Origin of the sequence: Polaromonas sp. CT11-55 (assembly GCF_047303325.1) — a bacterium.
Classification (GTDB): Bacteria; Pseudomonadota; Gammaproteobacteria; order Burkholderiales; family Burkholderiaceae_C; genus Polaromonas.
The window spans coordinates 257,192-273,419 of sequence record NZ_JBKBEX010000003.1 but is presented as its reverse complement, the minus strand read 5'-3'; the positions used below and the strand labels follow the sequence as shown (position 1 = coordinate 273,419).

Genomic DNA, 16,228 nt, shown 5'->3' with positions numbered 1-16,228 from the left:
ACGCTACAACTCCCTCCCAATATGCGGGCCGGCAAAAAAGGAGTCCGCCATGCCCCGCCATACCCCCATAGAGCGCTACCGCAATATCGGCATCAGCGCGCACATCGACGCCGGCAAGACCACCACGACCGAGCGCATCCTGTTTTACACGGGTGTGAACTACAAGATCGGCGAGGTCCATGAAGGCACGGCCACCATGGACTGGATGGAGCAGGAGCAGGAGCGCGGCATCACCATCACCTCGGCCGCGACCACCGCCTTCTGGAAAGGCATGGCGGGCAACTACCCCGAGCACCGCATCAACATCATCGACACGCCCGGCCACGTGGACTTCACCATCGAGGTTGAGCGCTCCATGCGCGTGCTCGACGGTGCCGTCATGGTCTACGACGCCGTGGGCGGCGTGCAACCGCAGTCGGAAACCGTCTGGCGCCAGGCCAACAAATACAAAGTGCCGCGCCTGGCCTTCGTCAACAAGATGGACCGCGTGGGCGCCGACTTTTTCCGCGTGCAGCGCCAGATCAGCGAGCGCCTCAAAGGTGTGGCCGTGCCGGTGCAGATCCCGGTGGGCGCGGAAGAGCATTTCCAGGGCGTGGTGGACCTCGTCAAGATGAAGGCCATCATCTGGGACGACACCAGCCAGGGCGTGAAATTCGAGTACGGCGACATCCCGGCTGAGTTGCTGGAAACCGCCAATGAATGGCGCACCAAAATGATCGAGGCGGCCGCTGAAGCCAACGACGACCTCCTGAACAAATACCTGGCAGGCGAGCCCCTGAGCGAGGACGAGATCAAACAAGGCCTGCGCCAGCGCACCATCGCCAACGAGATCGTGCCCATGCTCTGCGGCAGCGCCTTCAAGAACAAGGGCGTGCAGGCCATGCTGGACGCGGTGATCGACTACATGCCTTCGCCGGCGGACGTGCCCGCCATCTTGGGCCACACCGAGGATGACGTGGGCGAGGCCGAGCGCCACCCGAACGACGACGAGCCCTTCTCGGCGCTGGCCTTCAAGATCATGACCGACCCTTACGTCGGGCAGCTGATTTTCTTTCGCGTGTATTCGGGTGTGGTCAAAGCCGGCGATACGGTCTACAACCCCGTCAAGGGCAAGCGCGAGCGCCTGGGCCGCATCCTGCAAATGCACGCCAATGAACGCAACGAGGTCAAGGAAGTGCGCGCCGGCGACATCGCGGCCGCCGTGGGCCTGAAGGACGCGACCACCGGCGACACGCTGTGCGACCCGGCCCATGTGATCATCCTCGAGAAGATGGTGTTCCCCGAGCCGGTGATCTCGCAGGCAGTGGAGCCCAAGACCCAGGCCGACCAGGAAAAAATGGGCATCGCGCTGAACCGCCTGGCGCAGGAGGACCCGTCCTTCCGTGTGCACACGGACGAGGAGTCGGGCCAGACCATCATCTCGGGCATGGGCGAGCTGCACCTGGAAATCCTGGTGGACCGCATGAAGCGCGAGTTCGGCGTCGAGGCCAATGTCGGCAAGCCGCAGGTCGCCTACCGCGAAACCATACGGCAGGCGGTGAACGACGTCGAAGGCAAGTTCATCAAGCAGTCGGGCGGACGCGGGCAGTACGGCCACGCGGTGCTCAACCTGGAGCCACAGCCCTCGGGCAAGGGTTATGAGTTCGTCGACGCCATCAAGGGCGGCGTGATCCCGCGCGAGTACATTCCCGCCGTCAACAAAGGCATACAGGAAACGCTCAAAGCCGGCGTGCTGGCAGGTTACCCAGTGGTGGATGTGAAGGCCACGCTGGTGTTCGGCTCCTACCATGACGTGGACTCCAACGAAAACGCCTTCCGCATGGCCGGCTCGCTGGCTTTCAAGGAGGCCATGCGCCGCGCCAAGCCGGTACTGCTGGAACCGGTGATGGCGGTGGAAGTGGAAACGCCCGAGGACTTCATGGGCAATGTGATGGGCGACCTCTCGTCGCGGCGCGGCATGGTGCAGGGCATGGAAGACATCGCGGGCGGCGGCGGCAAGCTGGTGCGCGCCGAGGTGCCGCTGTCGGAGATGTTCGGCTATTCCACCACCCTGCGCTCGCTGACCCAGGGCCGCGCGACCTACACCATGGAATTCAAACGCTATGCCGAAACCACGTCCGACGTGGCGGCGGCCATCATGCGCGGCAAGGGCGGCTAGGCGCGGGCCATCAAGTGGTGGCTTTCATGGGCGCGTTGCTGACGGCCCATGAATACAGCGCCACAAATATCAGTGCGTCAAACACCGCGCCGAAACAGATGTAGAGCACGGGCATGAACAGCACGGACAGGTGCTGCATGATGAAGGCCTGGGCCAGCACCTGGTGGGGAACCAGGATCGCGAAGAATGCCAGGATGAGCGCGGTATGCAGCAGCTTGGTCAGCAGGCTCTGGTTCAGGATGTAGTAGCCCATCGCCAGCATCACCGGCGTCGCCACCATGACGCCGTATCCTATGGTCATGAGCTCCTCGCTATGGCGGCCTATGCTGTAGGGAAAGCTGGACGGCGAGAACCAGAAATAGGCCAGCGCAATGAACTGCAGCACACAGACGATGCGCAGCGGGTATTTGAGCGGCAGCTTCGCGTCCTTCATGTTCAGCGAAAGTGCGAACGCGGCAAGCGTCACCAGGGCGGTCACCACCAGCGTGGCCTGGCCGGGCATGGGGGCACCTTCCGGCACCACGCCCATGAGCAAAGGGTGCTGTCCCGCCTCATTGGCGCGGGCCGTCAGGCTGAACGGCAAATCCAGCCTGGCGGACCAGAACAGGATGCAGTTGCGCCAGAAATCCAGCAGCAGCGGCTTGGCCCACAGCAAAAATCCGCACAGCAGTATCGGCAGCACAACGGCCTGCGCCGCCAGATACGGAGTCACCCGCAGCGGCGTGATGGCCCGGTGCGGCCGCACCTTGACCCGAAGCGCTCGCGCTCGGCGTGCGGCATCAAAGGTTTTATGGAAGACGCGGTCGTGCTCGCGGGCCTGGGCCGATACGGAATTTGCTCGGGTGCTCATGGCGGCCTTCAGAAGTTGTGGAAGATTCCGACATTCAGGCCGGTGCGGCGATACAGCGGATTGCTATAGCGGTTCGCCCCCACCAATATGCCGGTACGCGGGTTCAACCAGTGCCGCCAGGCAATGCTGGCCTCACGGCTGTCAAAGTTCACCAGCTGTGTGTTGGGCCCGATCGCAAGATAGCCCTCGCCACCCCAGGCATAGCGCGCGGTGACCAGGTCCTGCTTGTCGCGTCCGTAGGTCACCGCGGCAAATTGCTGCTGCGTCCGCACAGCGCCGGGGTTGCTGCTGTTCAGCCGCACGCCGCCTTCAACAATCCAGGGGGACTCGAAGTAGTAAGCCGCGCCCAGGGAGACGCTGCGGTCGCTGTGGCCGTCCGGCGCCTTGTAGTAACCGATGCCGATGTTGCCGACGAGATTTCGCCCTGGCGGGAATTTGCGGTAAAGCGTTGCATCGGCCCGGTAACGCGGCAGGTAGAAAGCACCGTCGCCCGCGCCCACGGCAAGCGAGCCGTACCAGTCTTCATTGAAGGTATAGGTGTCGCCGAGCCCGAGGAAAGCGCCGTCTTCATTGAAGCGGCGCTGGACGGAGGCTTCGGCCTGAAACGTGTGGCGCGACACGCCGTAGGCGCCTCGCAAGGTGACGTCATTCCAGTTGCCGTAGCCGCCACTGAGGCTTTGCGCGCCGGTGCTCAGCTCCAGGCTTCGCACGGGGTCAGCGGGCACCGGCGCCGCAAGCACGGGGGCGGCGCCTTGCTGGCCGGCTGGAAACGATTGAGAAAAGGCCGGTGCGGCACAAAGCATCGCGCACAGCGGGAGATAAAGGGTCTTGTTGAGCATGCTTGCTCCTCTCGAAAAGGGAAAAGAAAAAAGGCTGGCCGTAGCGTCTGCAAGCTTGTACGGCTGTCACCCGCAGCTGGCTTCTTGGGCCGCCGGCTTGAGGCCTTTGCTGAGCACTATCTGCAGGGCCGCCTCGTCGGTCACAGCCCATCGTGAAGAGTGGCGCAGAGGCGCCGCCTCCCGCAACCAGCAGCGCGCGCTGGCGGTGTCGCCCTGCCGCATCGCGAGTACGGCGAGCAGGCCCCATGGGTAGTCCGCCTTGCCCTGGCTGAGCCATTCGGCGCGGTGCGCCGCCATCCACGCGCGGTAGTAGGGGCCGGCCTCGGCCGGCAGCAGCGGAAAGTCCAGCAGCAAAGGAAATATCTGCGCCACCTGGTGGGGGTAGAAGGCCTGCTTTTCGGAGCGCTGTTCCAGCTGGGTTGACACCAAAAAGTGCTTGTCAACGGGATTCCAGAAGGTGTCGCGTATCGCCTTGGCCAGCCTGTCCGCCTCGGGCTGCGCGGCTGGCTTGCGCTGCGCCTTGAGCGACCAGACTTCCAGGTTGTCCATGAACAGCCCGTGCAGCACCAGCGGAGACACCATGTAGATGCCGCGCGAAGGCTGGAACAGATGCTCCAGCGCGGCCTTGCTGGTAGCGTGGCTCTTCAGCCACAGGGGATTTTTGCCCAGCTTCTCCGGCATGGTCTCCAACAGGCGCATCCACATGGCAAGCAGGGAGTCGTCAGCGTCCGCCGCGTTGCACGATGCCCAGCGCCCGGCGCCGTCCCGGCAAAACCGGTCGAAAGTGCCATCGGGCTTTTGCCTGGATACCAGCCAGTCGGCAAACCTCTCGGCAGGCGCGGAAACGTCCATGCCGTTGTCATGCGCCAGCAGCAGCGCCTGCATCGCGAAATAGGGATCGACGGAGTTTCCGCCGTTCAAGACGGTGATGGCACCGGCCTCATCGGCGTAGCCCTGCAAAACCAGCGCAGGCGCGGCCGCGGCAAGGCTTGCGGCACCGGCCAGCAGCACCAGGGCGCCTGAGCATAAAAAGCTTTTGAAGCTCATAGCGGTTTGACCATGCCGATCTCGTGCGCCCACAAGGTTCCGTACACGGTCACACCGTCTTCCACAATGAGGTTGGCGGCACTCACGGTCGTCTGCGCATGCGGCTGCCCAATCACGGCACCGGCGCCTATCAGCACATCGCTCTCGGAAATAAGCGGACCCCAGACACGCGCATCCGCAAAAACGTAAATCCGCTTCTCGCAGGTCAGGGCGCCCCGCACGGATGCCCGCGGACCAATGCTCACGCCGTCACGCGCCTTGACGTCGCCAAAAATGGTGGTCGCCGCGCCTACCGTGAGAAACCCGGTCACCACCAGCGAGCCCTGGTAGGTCTTGCCGGGAGGCAGCGCGCAGTCACCTCGAATGAGATAGAGCTCGGGCGTCTGGCGGATGGCGCCCGGCAGGTCGGCGTAGCCCGCCGGCGACTGTTCATAAGTCTGCGGCTGCGGCACGGTGCTGACATGCGAGCCAAAACGCAGCACCGGTGCATGCAGGCGTTCGAACCAGGTTTCGGTCCCCAGTTCAATGGCGCCTCCCGCGGATATTCTCCTGAGCCCTATGCTGTTCGCCCCGAGGCGGACAACGCCGCCCGCATGCGCCCAGTCACCGATCTCGCTGTTCGGCCCCAGCACGATATCGCCCGAGGCATACAGGGCCGCAAAAGCGGACTCGGCCCCGGCCCGCAGATTGCCGTCCACGTAGACCGGCTGCGTGCTTTGAACAGCTTGCGCGCTGTCGATACCGGTGCGCGAGATCAACCGCTTTTCCGCCCGGCGCCAGTCCATGTCGATCGCCGAGTCGGCTACAAAATCGAATTCCTCATAACCCGTGGAAGGACCGGCCCCGAGTTTTGCCATGGCATCCGCGCGCAGGCGGCGCGCGAAGTGGTCGATGTCGCTGGTGTAGTGGGCGGACACCGGCAGCGGCTCCGCATCCGACGGGTAAAGCCACTCGCGAAATGCCGGAACAAACGGCAGGGTCAACAGCAGCAGGCATACCACCGTGAAAGCGGCGTAGGTCAGGTAATTGGGTGTCATTTCAGAGGGGCCTCGCGATAGCGGATGGTTTTGTCCCAGACCATTTCACGGCTGAGGACACGGTCGAGCAGCAGGCTCCAGACGGCACCGGAGATCGCGAACAGGCTCACCAGGAAACCCAGCATGTTGAAAGGCAGCAGGCGAAGACGCCTGCGGTTGCCGTCGATCAGCACGGCGATCACGATTTCAAAGAAGGCCGCGAAATTCCCCAGGGTGCCGTAAACCATCAGCGCAAAAACCGGGATCAAGACCGACAGCAGGGAACCCGCATTCAGGAAATAAAGGCCCAGGGCCAGGCACCAGCCCAACAGCATCACGAGCGGTACCACGAACACAAACAGCAGCAGCAATCCGTCGAGGCGCTGGGCACCGGTCAGGTAGGTGCTGGTGGCAAACTTCCACCAGTAGCGGGACATCACCTGGTTGTGCCCCTTGGCCCATCGCGTCACCTGCTTGATGCGCACGCTCCAATCCTGCGGCACCTCCTCGTAGCATTCGGACCGATTGGTGTAAACCGTTTTCCAGCCGTTGAACATCAGGCGGTAGGTGATGTCGGTGTCTTCGGCCAGCGTGTCGTCGTGCCAGCCGCCCACGGCCGCCACGGCCGACAGGCGCACCCCGCCCACGGTGCCGCCGTACTGCGGCATCAGGTTCATGTTCATGCGCGCCTGCTGGTCCACCTGGTAGCCGCCCGATCGCTCAAGGTCGAGCAGCCGCGTCAGCAAATTGACGCCGCTGTTGGCGGGAACCACACGCCCCATCACGGCGCCAATCTCGGGGTCGAAAAACGGCGCCACCAACTGTTTGAGCAGGCCCCGGCCGGGCACGTAATCGGCATCAAAAATAATGGCGATGTCGCCTTGCGCGAAAGCCAGTGCGTCCTTCAGCGCCGCGGATTTCCCGGCCTTGCCGCCGACGCGGTGAAACGGCCAGATGCGCGAAGGGTGGCGCTCCACGTAGTCGTCGATGATGCCGGCCGTTCCGTCCTGGGAGCGGTCGTTGACGGGAATGATCTTGAGCCGCTCGTGCGGGTAATCGGTATTGAGCAAGGCTTCCATGCAGCCTGCGATCACCTTTTCCTCGTTGTGGGCCGCGATGAACACGGTGATCATCGGCCACGAGGCCACGCTGATATCGATGTAGGGATGGCGCTGCACGCCGGTCAGGCGATTCATGGTGAACATGAAATGCCGCAGGCCGTACAGCATCATGACCAGCACGATCAGAAACAGCAGCGACGCCATCACGGCGGCGACCGGGTAGGTCTTGAATGCGGGCACCAGGGCCTGCGCGTCTTCCGGTTGCGCGAAAGCCGGCAATGCGGCCGCCAGGCTGATAAAAATAGCCAGGCTGGTACGCGAGAGGAAGTGTTTCATGAGGCTTGTTCCATTCACAGCCGCTCAGGCCAATTCAGGCAGGGCGACGGCTTCATCAGCCAGGCTGCGCGCCAGTGCTGCAACGATGCGCTGCGACGCGCTGCCGTCGCCGAAGGGGTTTCCGGCCTGCGACATCCGCGTGTAGGCTGCCGTGTCCGTCAAAAGACGAAGGGTCTCCCGCACAATCACCGGGCGCGCCGCACCGATCAGCAGGGCGCAACCGGCTTGAACCGCTTCGGGCCGCTCCGTTTCCTCTCGCAATACCAGTACCGGAACACCGAAGGTAGGCGCCTCTTCCTGAAGGCCGCCCGAGTCGGTCAGCAACAGGCAGGCATCGACAAGCGCCTGCTGCATCTGCGTGTAATCCAGCGGCGGCACCAGCCTGACATTGGGCAGGCCGCCCAGGATGGCGTTGACGGGCTTCTGGATCACCGGGTTCAGGTGCACCGGAAACAGCACTTCCAGTTCAGGCCGCTGCCGGGCGATCTCGGCGACGGCATGGCAGATTTCGGCCACATCGTCACCCCAGTTCTCGCGCCGGTGAACCGTCACCAGCAGATGGCCACGCCCCGGCACCGACCGGCGGATGCCGTGGCGTTTGCAGGCCCAGCGCTGGGCGTCGATCACGGTGTTGCCTGTGAGATGGATTTTCGAATCGGCAATGCCCTCGGCCTGCAGCGCCGCCTCGGCGCCCTGAGTGGGCGCGAAGTGGAACTGCGCGAGGCGGCTGATCATCTGCCTCAAACCTTCCTCGGGAAAAGGACGGTTCAGGTTGTAAGTGCGAAGTCCCGCCTCGACATGCGCCAGCGGAACGCGATGGTAGAAGGCAGCAAGCCCGCCCTGGAAGGCGCTTTCGGTGTCGCCCTGCACGATCACGAGAGACCAGGCTTGCTGCTGCATCACCATGTCGAGTTGTTGCCGGCAGCCCGTGCTGAATTCGACCAGGCTGGCACCGATGCGCCTGAGCGAGATGTCCGGTGTCACGTCAAAGCAGTCAAATATCTGGCGGGCCATTTCCGCGTGCTGGCCGGTGTGCAGCCATTGCACGCGGGCCCAGGGGGCTTCACGCAGCGCGTGGTAGACCGGTGCGAGCTTGATGATTTCGGGGCGTGTTCCCGAGACGATGAGGATGTTGTGCATATGCCTGCTTTTGCTTTTGAACGGGAATGAATGGGTTCATCGGCCTGAAGGCGGCAAACGAAAAAGAAGGGGAGAAAAGAAGGAGGCCGGGCAAAGCCCGAAGCTCACGCCGCGTGGGCCACAATGCTCGCGTTGCTTGCAGTCTCTTGGCCGTGAAGGTCCACGATCACTACCAGGTCTCCGCCAAAACGGCCGACGCCGAGTTCGCTGATCAGCTGCTGCTCCTGCTCGGCGGAATCCATGCGCAGAAAGCACAAGGCCTGGCGTTTGCCGGCGTGTCCCGCGGCAAGAATGTCCAGCCTGGCGATAGAGCCGAACCGGGAACAGATAGAGAGCAGCACGGGCCGCAAAGCGCCTATGTCCGGGTAGCCGTTGAGTTGGTCTAGGGTTGTATCCATGTTTACTTCCTGCTAAATATTGAGCTGCTTTCGTTTTCAGTCAGCCTTAATTGAAAACTTAAGTACAAATGTCAATGTAAGAAGCGATTCCAGAGGAAACACTGAGGGAAAGCCGCCGGCGGCTGTAGGACGAGCCCCCGCCGCCCGCTTGGCTTGGCAATTCGCCAACTTCAGCCACTTTCACCGCGGCCCAAAGATGCGCCTTGCGCATTCCCGCCGTCTGTGCGCCAGCGAACCAACAAGCCGGAATCGCGGGACTTTTGCTGCGGGGCTTGGGTTGAGCTGCGCTTGTCCTACCGCGTTGGGCGTCAATAGATGTCAGCCGCGGGCGCGCCAGGCTGTTGTGATATTTGGGTCGATTTGTCCTGGAGGGCAACCGGCGCAACAACCGGAACCCCCATGGCATTCATCGCTCACCTGGCAGCAAACAAACACATCGAAAAGAAAGACTCGCTTGGGGCCGCCGCGCGGCGGGCCGGCTGATCCATGGACAAACGCCTCTCACTGCTTCCGGTGCAGCTGGGCTACAACCCCGCGGACGCGGCAGCGCAGATGCTGGACTTGCTCGAACGGGCCGCGAAGGCCGGCGCGTGGGCGGTGGACTTGCCCGCGCGCCGCTTCACATGGACCGCCCAACTGGCAACCCTGCTTGGGATTGCGCCCGCGGCGGTGCCGTCGTTCGAGGATGCGCTTGCTTTCTACGCGCCGGAATCCCGCGTGCTGATGGCCGGCGCGTTCGAGGCGTGCATGGAACACGGCACACCCTTCGACGAAGAAGCCCAGGTGATTGCGGCAGGCGGGCGGCTGCTGTGGATGCGTTCCCTGGGCGAAGCGCTGCGTGACACATCCGGCCGGGTCGTGCGCATACAGGGAATCCTGCATGATCTCACCGACAAAAAAAGCGCCGAGCAGGACTCCCTGCGCTTGACCATGCGCCTGAGCACCACCCTGGCCAGCATCACGGATGCCTTTGCCACACTGGACATGGAGGGCCGCTTTACCTATGTGAATCCCGAGAGCGAACGCCTGTTGCGCCGCAAAAGCCGGGACTTGCTGGGGCAAACGCTTTGGCAGGCGGTCCACGCGAATCGCGGCGGGCGCCTGCGGCGGGAGCTCAGCCGAGCGCTGGCCAACGGCCAGCCGGTGGAGTTTGAAGAGTTCTACGCGGAATTCGGCAAGTGGCTGGAGTTGCGCGCCTACCCCTTTGAGGAAGGGCTTGCCGTGTACTTTCGCGACATCACCGAACGCAAGGCGGCCAAAGACGAGATCGAACACCTGGCCTTCTATGACGCGCTGACCCAACTACCCAACCGCCAGCTGCTGATGGACAGGCTCCAGAGTTCGCTGGCAAGCGGCTCGGGCCACTCGCGGATAGGCGCGCTGATGTTCATTGACCTCGACCACTTCAAGGTCCTTAACGACACGCTGGGCCACGCCAAGGGCGACCTGCTGCTCCAGAAGGTGGCCTCGCGCCTGCAGGCATGCGTGCGGCACAACGACACGGTGGCCCGGCTCGGGGGTGATGAATTTGTGGTCCTGCTCGAAGACCAGGGCGAAAAATCCGCAACCGCCATCGCGGGAACCCGGGTGGTCGGCGAAAAAATCCTGGCGGCACTGAGCGAACCCTATGACCTGGCGGGCCACGAGCACCATGCCACCTGCAGCATCGGCATCACCTTCTTCAGCCAGCAGCAGGAAAGCATAGGCGACCTGCTCAAGCAGGCCGATCTGGCGATGTACGGCGCCAAGGCGGCGAGCCGCAACACCCTGTGCTTTTTTGACCCGCAGATGCAGGCGGCAGCGACCGCCAACGCCGCCACCAATGTGCAACTGCGCCAGGGCCTGCGCAACCGGGAATTCCTGTTGCACTACCAGCCCCAGGTGGGCAGCCAAGGCCATATGGTCGGCGTGGAGGCGCTGGTCCGTTGGCGGCATCCGCAGCGCGGACTAGTGCCGCCCGATGCATTCATCTCGCAGGCGGAGGAAAGCGGCCTCATCCTGCCGCTCGGAAAATGGGTATTGGAAACGGCCTGCGCGCAGCTGGCCGCCTGGGCCGGGCGCGCGGAGACCGCCAGCCTCAGCATTGCCGTCAACGTGAGCGTGCGCCAGTTCCGGCACCCCGATTTTGTGGAGCTGGTGATGGCCGCGATCAGTGAAGCGGGCATCAGCGCCCACAGGCTGAAACTGGAACTGACCGAAAGCCTGCTGGCCTCGAATATCGAGGTCACGATCGCCAAGATGGGCATTCTCAAACGAGCCGGCGTCACCCTGTCGATTGATGATTTCGGCATGGGCTATTCGGCCCTTTCCTACCTCAAGCACCTGCCGCTGGACCAGCTGAAAATCGACCGCAGTTTTGTGAAGGACGTCCTGACGGACCCCAACGACGCCGCCATCGCCCGCACCATCATCGGCCTGGCGCAAAGCCTGGGCCTGGGCGTCATGGCCGAAGGCGTGGAGACCGAAGCCCAGCGCGAGTTCCTGGCTCGCCATGGCTGCGGTTGCTACCAGGGCTACCTGTTTTGCAAGGCGCTTCCCATCGGGGAACTTGAAAGCTTCATGTTGGGCAAGAGGATGTGAGGGCGATGCAGGCGTCATCGCGGGAGATCGCGCCAGGAGGGTAAAGACATCTACGTTCCCAGGGTCTGCCCGCGTCCATTGCGTATTTCCACCGGAGTTCTACACTGAAATTCCCTTGGCTTTACTTGCGGAGGTTGTCATGGATACCCTCAATCGTTGGCAGGACAGGCTGGAGATTTTTGCGGGGCTCTGGCTGTGCATCGCGCCATGGGCGCTGGCGTTGCCCACGGCGGCGGCGTGGTGCTCGGTGGTCGTAGGCGCCGCCGTCATCGTCCTCGCATCCCAGGATCTCTTCCTGCCCAACCACATGGACGACTGGGCCAATGTCCTGCTGGGCGTGGGCCTGATGATCTCGCCCTGGGTCTGGGGCTACAGCGGGCATGACAACGCCCTGCTCAATGCGCTGCTCATGGGCTTGGTGGTAGCCCTGACCTCGGGCTGGGCCCTGGAGCGCGTGCTCTACGACAAGTTCAAGGTCTGGAGATCACATCATCACGCCCATTAAGGCCTGTGCGGCGCAGGCCTTGCGCCGGCTTGGGCGTTAGTGGTTTTTACCAAGGCTCGCCGGCCGGGTTTCGCCCCGGCGGGCAAGCCTTGGCCGGCAGAACCAAAAAGAAGTCACACCGCCGCAGCAAGAACCCAAGTCAGCCAACGGCTTTCTCCTCCTTGGTCACCAACCAGATTCCATAGCAAACCAAGCCCAGCGCGACTCCATTCTTCCACTCCAGAAACCGTTCTTCCAAAAACACCGCCGACAACAGGGTCCCGAAAACCGGCACCATGAAGTTAAAGACGGTGATCATGCTCACACGGTTGTACTTCAGCAAAATCGTCCACAGAGAAAACGCGGCCGACGACAGCACCACGAGGTAAACCATCAGCAAGGTGGACTTGAGGGTAAAGCCGGCCAGCGAACCGCCGGTGGCAAAACCGATCAATAGCAGGGCCAGGCCGCCTACGGCCAGTTGCCAGCCGGTCAGCACCACCGAGTCCACGCGCTGCGAAACCTTTTTGCCGTAAATGCTGGCGGCCGAGAGCACAAAGGCGGCGATCACGACAAAGCCCTCGCCCAGCAGCGTGAAGTCGAAGCTCAGGAGGCTTTCGCTGAAGTTCACCACCATCACGCCCGCAAAACCCACCAGGCAGCCCAGTACCTTGTTGAAGCTGAGCCTGTCGTTTTTGTAGATGTAGTGCGCCAGCAGCACGCTGAAAAAAGTGCCGGTCGCGTTCATGATGGAACTCTTCACGCCGGTGGCATAGGCCAGGCCTATGTAGAAGAACACATACTGCAGGCTGGTCTGCGTGAGGCCCACGAGCGTGACCTGGCCGAAGGTCCGGCGATCCAGCTGGAACACCGGCTTGCGGCTGATGAGGGCGAACACCAGCAGCACCAGGCCGGCAAAAATAAAGCGCCAGCCCGCGAACACCAGCTTGGAGGGAATATCGTCGGCGGCGATGTGGAACAGCGCATAGCCGTTCTTGATCGCTGGGTAGGCGCTGCCCCAGAGCAGGCAGCACAGCGAGGCCAGCAGGAAAACGATTTTGCGCTGCGTGAAGAAGGTGGAGCTGTTCAAAACCGGAATCCGTTGAAAAGAAAAAAGGCGCGGCCTGAGCGCTACAGGCGCCCAAGCATGGCAAACAAAAAGCCTAGAGCAGGCGTGCCAGGTAGCGCCCGGTATGGCTGGCCGGGTTGGCCGCGATGTCTTCCGGCGTACCCACGCCCACCACGGTGCCGCCGCCGGCCCCTCCCTCGGGGCCCATGTCGACCAGCCAGTCGGCGGTCTTGATGACGTCCAGGTTGTGCTCGATCACGACAATGGTGTTGCCCGCGTCGCGCAGCTGGTGCAGCACCTTGAGCAACAGGTCGATGTCGGCGAAATGCAGGCCTGTTGTCGGCTCGTCGAGGATGTACAGCGTGCGGCCGGTGTCGCGTTTGCTCAGTTCCAGCGCGAGCTTGACGCGTTGCGCCTCGCCGCCCGAGAGTGTGGTCGCGGCCTGGCCCAGCTTGATGTAGGACAGGCCCACGTCCAGCAAAGTCTGCAGCTTGCGCGCGATGGTGGGCACGGCCTTGAAGAACTCGGCCGCGACTTCCACCGTGAGGTCCAGGATCTGCGCGATGTTTTTGCCCTTGTACTGGACTTCCAGCGTCTCGCGGTTGTAGCGCATGCCCTTGCAGACGTCGCAGGGCACGTACACGTCGGGCAAAAAGTGCATCTCGACCTTGACCACACCGTCGCCCTGGCAGGCTTCGCAGCGCCCGCCGGCGACGTTGAAGGAAAAGCGTCCCGCGCCGTAGCCGCGTTCGCGGGCGGTGTTCATCTCGGCCATCAGCTCGCGTATCGGCGTGAACAGGCCCGTGTAGGTGGCCGGGTTGCTGCGCGGCGTGCGGCCTATGGGCGACTGGTCGACGTTGATGACCTTGTCGAAGTGTTCTATGCCTTCGATGGACTCGTGTGCGGCGGGCTCTTCATGCGCGCGGTACAGCGTGCGGGCCACGGCGGCATACAGCGTGTCGTTGACCAGCGTGGACTTGCCCGAGCCGGAGACACCGGTCACGCAGGTCAAGAGGCCTACCGGAAACTCGACGCTCACGCCCTTGAGGTTGTGGCCGGTCGCGTTGATGACACGCAGCGCCTGCATGTCGCCCAGCGTGGCCTGGTGAATGGCTTCGCGCGCGGCGCGGCGTTCGGCGGCCGGGCTTTGCGGAAAGCGCGAGACTTTTTTCTTCTCGGCGGCTTCCACCGCCTTGGTGGTCGGCAACCAGGGCGTGCGGCGTTTGGGCACGGCGATCTTCAAGGTCTGCGCCAGGTATTTGCCGGTCAGCGAGTCGGGGTTGTTTTTGACCTCGTCAAACGTGCCCTGGGCCATGACGCGCCCGCCGTGGATGCCGGCGCCAGGCCCCATGTCGATGACGTGGTCGGCCGCGCGGATCATGTCCTCGTCATGCTCGACCACCAGCACGCTGTTGCCGATATCGCGCAAATGCTTGAGCGTGCCGATCAGGCGGTCGTTGTCGCGCTGGTGCAGGCCTATGCTGGGCTCGTCCAGCACATACATCACGCCGGTCAGGCCCGAGCCTATTTGCGAGGCCAGGCGTATGCGCTGCGATTCGCCGCCCGACAACGTTTCGGCGCTGCGGTCCAGGCTCAGGTAGTTGAGGCCCACGTCGTTGAGAAACTTCAGGCGCAGGCCGATCTCGCGCACCACCTTGGCCGCGATTTCGGCCTTGGCGCCCTCCATCTTGAGGACATTGAAATACTCAAAACTCTCGCGCAGCGTCGCATGGCTGATCTCGAAGATCGCCTTGCGCTGCGGCTGGGAACCGCCCTCGGGCGCGCTGACCAGGTAGACATGGCGTGCCTCGGTGCGCAGCCGGGTGCCTTCGCACTCGGGGCAGGGCTGCACGCTGCGGTAGCGGGCCAGTTCCTCGCGCACGGCGGCGGAGTCGGTCTCGCGGTAGCGGCGCTCGAAGTTGGTGATCACCCCTTCGAAGGGGTGCTTCTTGCTGATCTTCTTGCCCGCGAAATTGCCCGAGTCCATCACATAGCTGAACTTGATTTCCTCGTCGCCCGAGCCGTGCAGCACGACCTGCTGCACGTTCTCGGGCAGGTCTTCAAAGGCCGTGTCGATGTTGAACTTGTAGTGCTTGGCCAGGCTCTCCAGCATGGAGAAGTAATAGCCGTTGCGCCTGTCCCAGCCCTTGACGGCGCCGCTGGCCAGGCTGAGCGAAGGGAAGGCCACGACGCGCGCCGGGTCGAAAAACTCCATGTGGCCCAGGCCGTCGCAGGTGGGGCAGGCGCCCACCGGCGAGTTGAAGGAGAACAGCCGCGGCTCCATCTCGCTGAGCGAGTAGTCGCAGACCGGGCAGGAGAACTTCGCGCTGAACAGATGCTCCTTGCCGGTGTCCATCTCCAGCCCAATGGCTTTGCCGTCGGCCAGGCGCAGCGCGGCCTCGAAGCTTTCGGCCAGGCGCTGCTGCAGGTCGGCCCGCACCTTGACGCGGTCTATCACCACGTCGATGTTGTGCTTCTCGGTTTTCTTGAGCTTGGGCAGTTCGTCGAACTCATAGGCCGTGCCGTCGACGCGAAAGCGCACATAACCTTGGGACTGCATTTCGGCGAACAGGTCCACGAACTCGCCCTTGCGGTCGCGCGCCACCGGCGCCAGGATCATCAGCTTGGTGTCTTCCGGCAGGGCCAGCACGGTGTCGACCATCTCGCTGACGCTTTGCGCCTGCAGCGGCAGGTCGTGGATAGGGCAGAACGGCGTGCCGGCGCGCGCGAACAGCAGGCGCAGGTAGTCGTGGATTTCGGTCACCGTGCCCACGGTGGAGCGCGGGTTGTGCGAGGTGGCCTTCTGCTCGATGGAGATCGCGGGCGACAGGCCCTCAATCATGTCCACGTCGGGCTTGTCCATCAGCTGCAAAAACTGGCGTGCGTAGGTGGACAGGCTTTCAACGTAACGGCGCTGGCCTTCGGCGTACAGCGTGTCGAAGGCCAGCGACGATTTGCCCGAGCCGCTCAACCCGGTGATCACCACCAGCTGGTTGCGCGGGATGTCCAGGTCGATGTTCTTGAGGTTGTGCGTACGCGCGCCGCGGATGCTGATGCGCTGCGCCGCCAGGACCTGGGCCAGGTAGCGGGCCGGGGGCTCAGCCACGTGACGGCCTTCTGCGGCCTGGGAGGCGAGGTATTTGCTGTCGTCGGGAGAGTTCAAGATGTGGCAGCCGCAAAACTCTCCATCATAGACCGAAGCACCGTTTCAAGCACAATAGCCGTTTAGAACCTATTCACGGTCTAAACG

General features: G+C 63.2%; 12 protein-coding genes. 3 read left to right on the top strand and 9 right to left on the bottom strand.

Annotation, left to right across the window (positions count from 1 at the left end):
• Positions 1–49: 49 nt before the first annotated feature.
• The gene (gene fusA / locus ACEN8I_RS04835) at positions 50–2,158 is read left to right on the top strand and encodes an elongation factor G (protein ID WP_413326852.1); all 2,109 of its coding nucleotides are present in this window, start codon (positions 50–52) and stop codon (positions 2,156–2,158) included.
• A 10-nt stretch (positions 2,159–2,168) separates the two neighbouring features.
• Here the strand turns inward: fusA and ACEN8I_RS04830 are convergent, their stop codons facing one another.
• From ACEN8I_RS04830 to ACEN8I_RS04800, 7 genes are all read right to left on the bottom strand, one after another.
• Positions 2,169–3,008, bottom strand: coding sequence for a hypothetical protein (locus ACEN8I_RS04830; protein ID WP_413326850.1), 840 nt, complete (start codon positions 3,006–3,008; stop codon positions 2,169–2,171).
• An 8-nt stretch (positions 3,009–3,016) separates the two neighbouring features.
• Entirely contained in the window at positions 3,017–3,847 is an 831-nt protein-coding gene (locus tag ACEN8I_RS04825; protein ID WP_413326848.1) for a YaiO family outer membrane beta-barrel protein, read from the bottom strand.
• 66 nt (positions 3,848–3,913) lie between these two features.
• The gene (locus tag ACEN8I_RS04820; protein WP_413326846.1) at positions 3,914–4,894 is read right to left on the bottom strand and encodes a hypothetical protein; all 981 of its coding nucleotides are present in this window, start codon (positions 4,892–4,894) and stop codon (positions 3,914–3,916) included.
• On the bottom strand, positions 4,891–5,931 hold the full coding sequence (locus ACEN8I_RS04815; RefSeq protein ID WP_413326844.1) for a polymer-forming cytoskeletal protein: 1,041 nt from the start codon (positions 5,929–5,931) through the stop codon (positions 4,891–4,893). Before ACEN8I_RS04815 ends, ACEN8I_RS04820 begins: the two co-directional genes overlap by 4 nt.
• Positions 5,928–7,307, bottom strand: a complete 1,380-nt coding sequence (locus tag ACEN8I_RS04810; protein ID WP_413326842.1) for a glycosyltransferase family 2 protein — start codon at positions 7,305–7,307, stop codon at positions 5,928–5,930. Before ACEN8I_RS04810 ends, ACEN8I_RS04815 begins: the two co-directional genes overlap by 4 nt.
• A 24-nt stretch (positions 7,308–7,331) precedes the next feature.
• Positions 7,332–8,447 carry a non-hydrolyzing UDP-N-acetylglucosamine 2-epimerase gene (gene wecB, locus ACEN8I_RS04805; RefSeq protein WP_413326839.1) on the bottom strand — a complete coding sequence of 372 codons (1,116 nt, stop codon included), beginning with the start codon at positions 8,445–8,447 and terminating at the stop codon, positions 7,332–7,334.
• Between the two features lie 104 nt (positions 8,448–8,551).
• Positions 8,552–8,845 (bottom strand): hypothetical protein, encoded by a 294-nt coding sequence (locus ACEN8I_RS04800; protein WP_413326837.1) that lies wholly within the window; start codon positions 8,843–8,845, stop codon positions 8,552–8,554.
• A 486-nt stretch (positions 8,846–9,331) separates the two neighbouring features.
• On the opposite strand from ACEN8I_RS04800, the gene ACEN8I_RS04795 reads away from it, so the two are divergent.
• Together ACEN8I_RS04795 and ACEN8I_RS04790 are read left to right on the top strand one after the other, a co-directional pair.
• The gene (locus ACEN8I_RS04795) at positions 9,332–11,425 is read left to right on the top strand and encodes a putative bifunctional diguanylate cyclase/phosphodiesterase (protein ID WP_413326835.1); all 2,094 of its coding nucleotides are present in this window, start codon (positions 9,332–9,334) and stop codon (positions 11,423–11,425) included.
• Between the two features lie 139 nt (positions 11,426–11,564).
• Positions 11,565–11,930 carry an SPW repeat protein gene (locus ACEN8I_RS04790; protein WP_413326833.1) on the top strand — a complete coding sequence of 122 codons (366 nt, stop codon included), beginning with the start codon at positions 11,565–11,567 and terminating at the stop codon, positions 11,928–11,930.
• Positions 11,931–12,069: 139 nt separating this feature from the next.
• On the opposite strand, the gene ACEN8I_RS04785 is transcribed toward ACEN8I_RS04790, so the two are convergent.
• Together ACEN8I_RS04785 and uvrA are read right to left on the bottom strand one after the other, a co-directional pair.
• On the bottom strand, positions 12,070–12,999 hold the full coding sequence (locus tag ACEN8I_RS04785) for a DMT family transporter (protein WP_413326831.1): 930 nt from the start codon (positions 12,997–12,999) through the stop codon (positions 12,070–12,072).
• Positions 13,000–13,072: 73 nt separating this feature from the next.
• Complete coding sequence (uvrA, locus tag ACEN8I_RS04780; protein WP_413327071.1) at positions 13,073–16,084, bottom strand: excinuclease ABC subunit UvrA; 3,012 nt, start codon at positions 16,082–16,084, stop codon at positions 13,073–13,075.
• Positions 16,085–16,228: the final 144 nt, after the last annotated feature.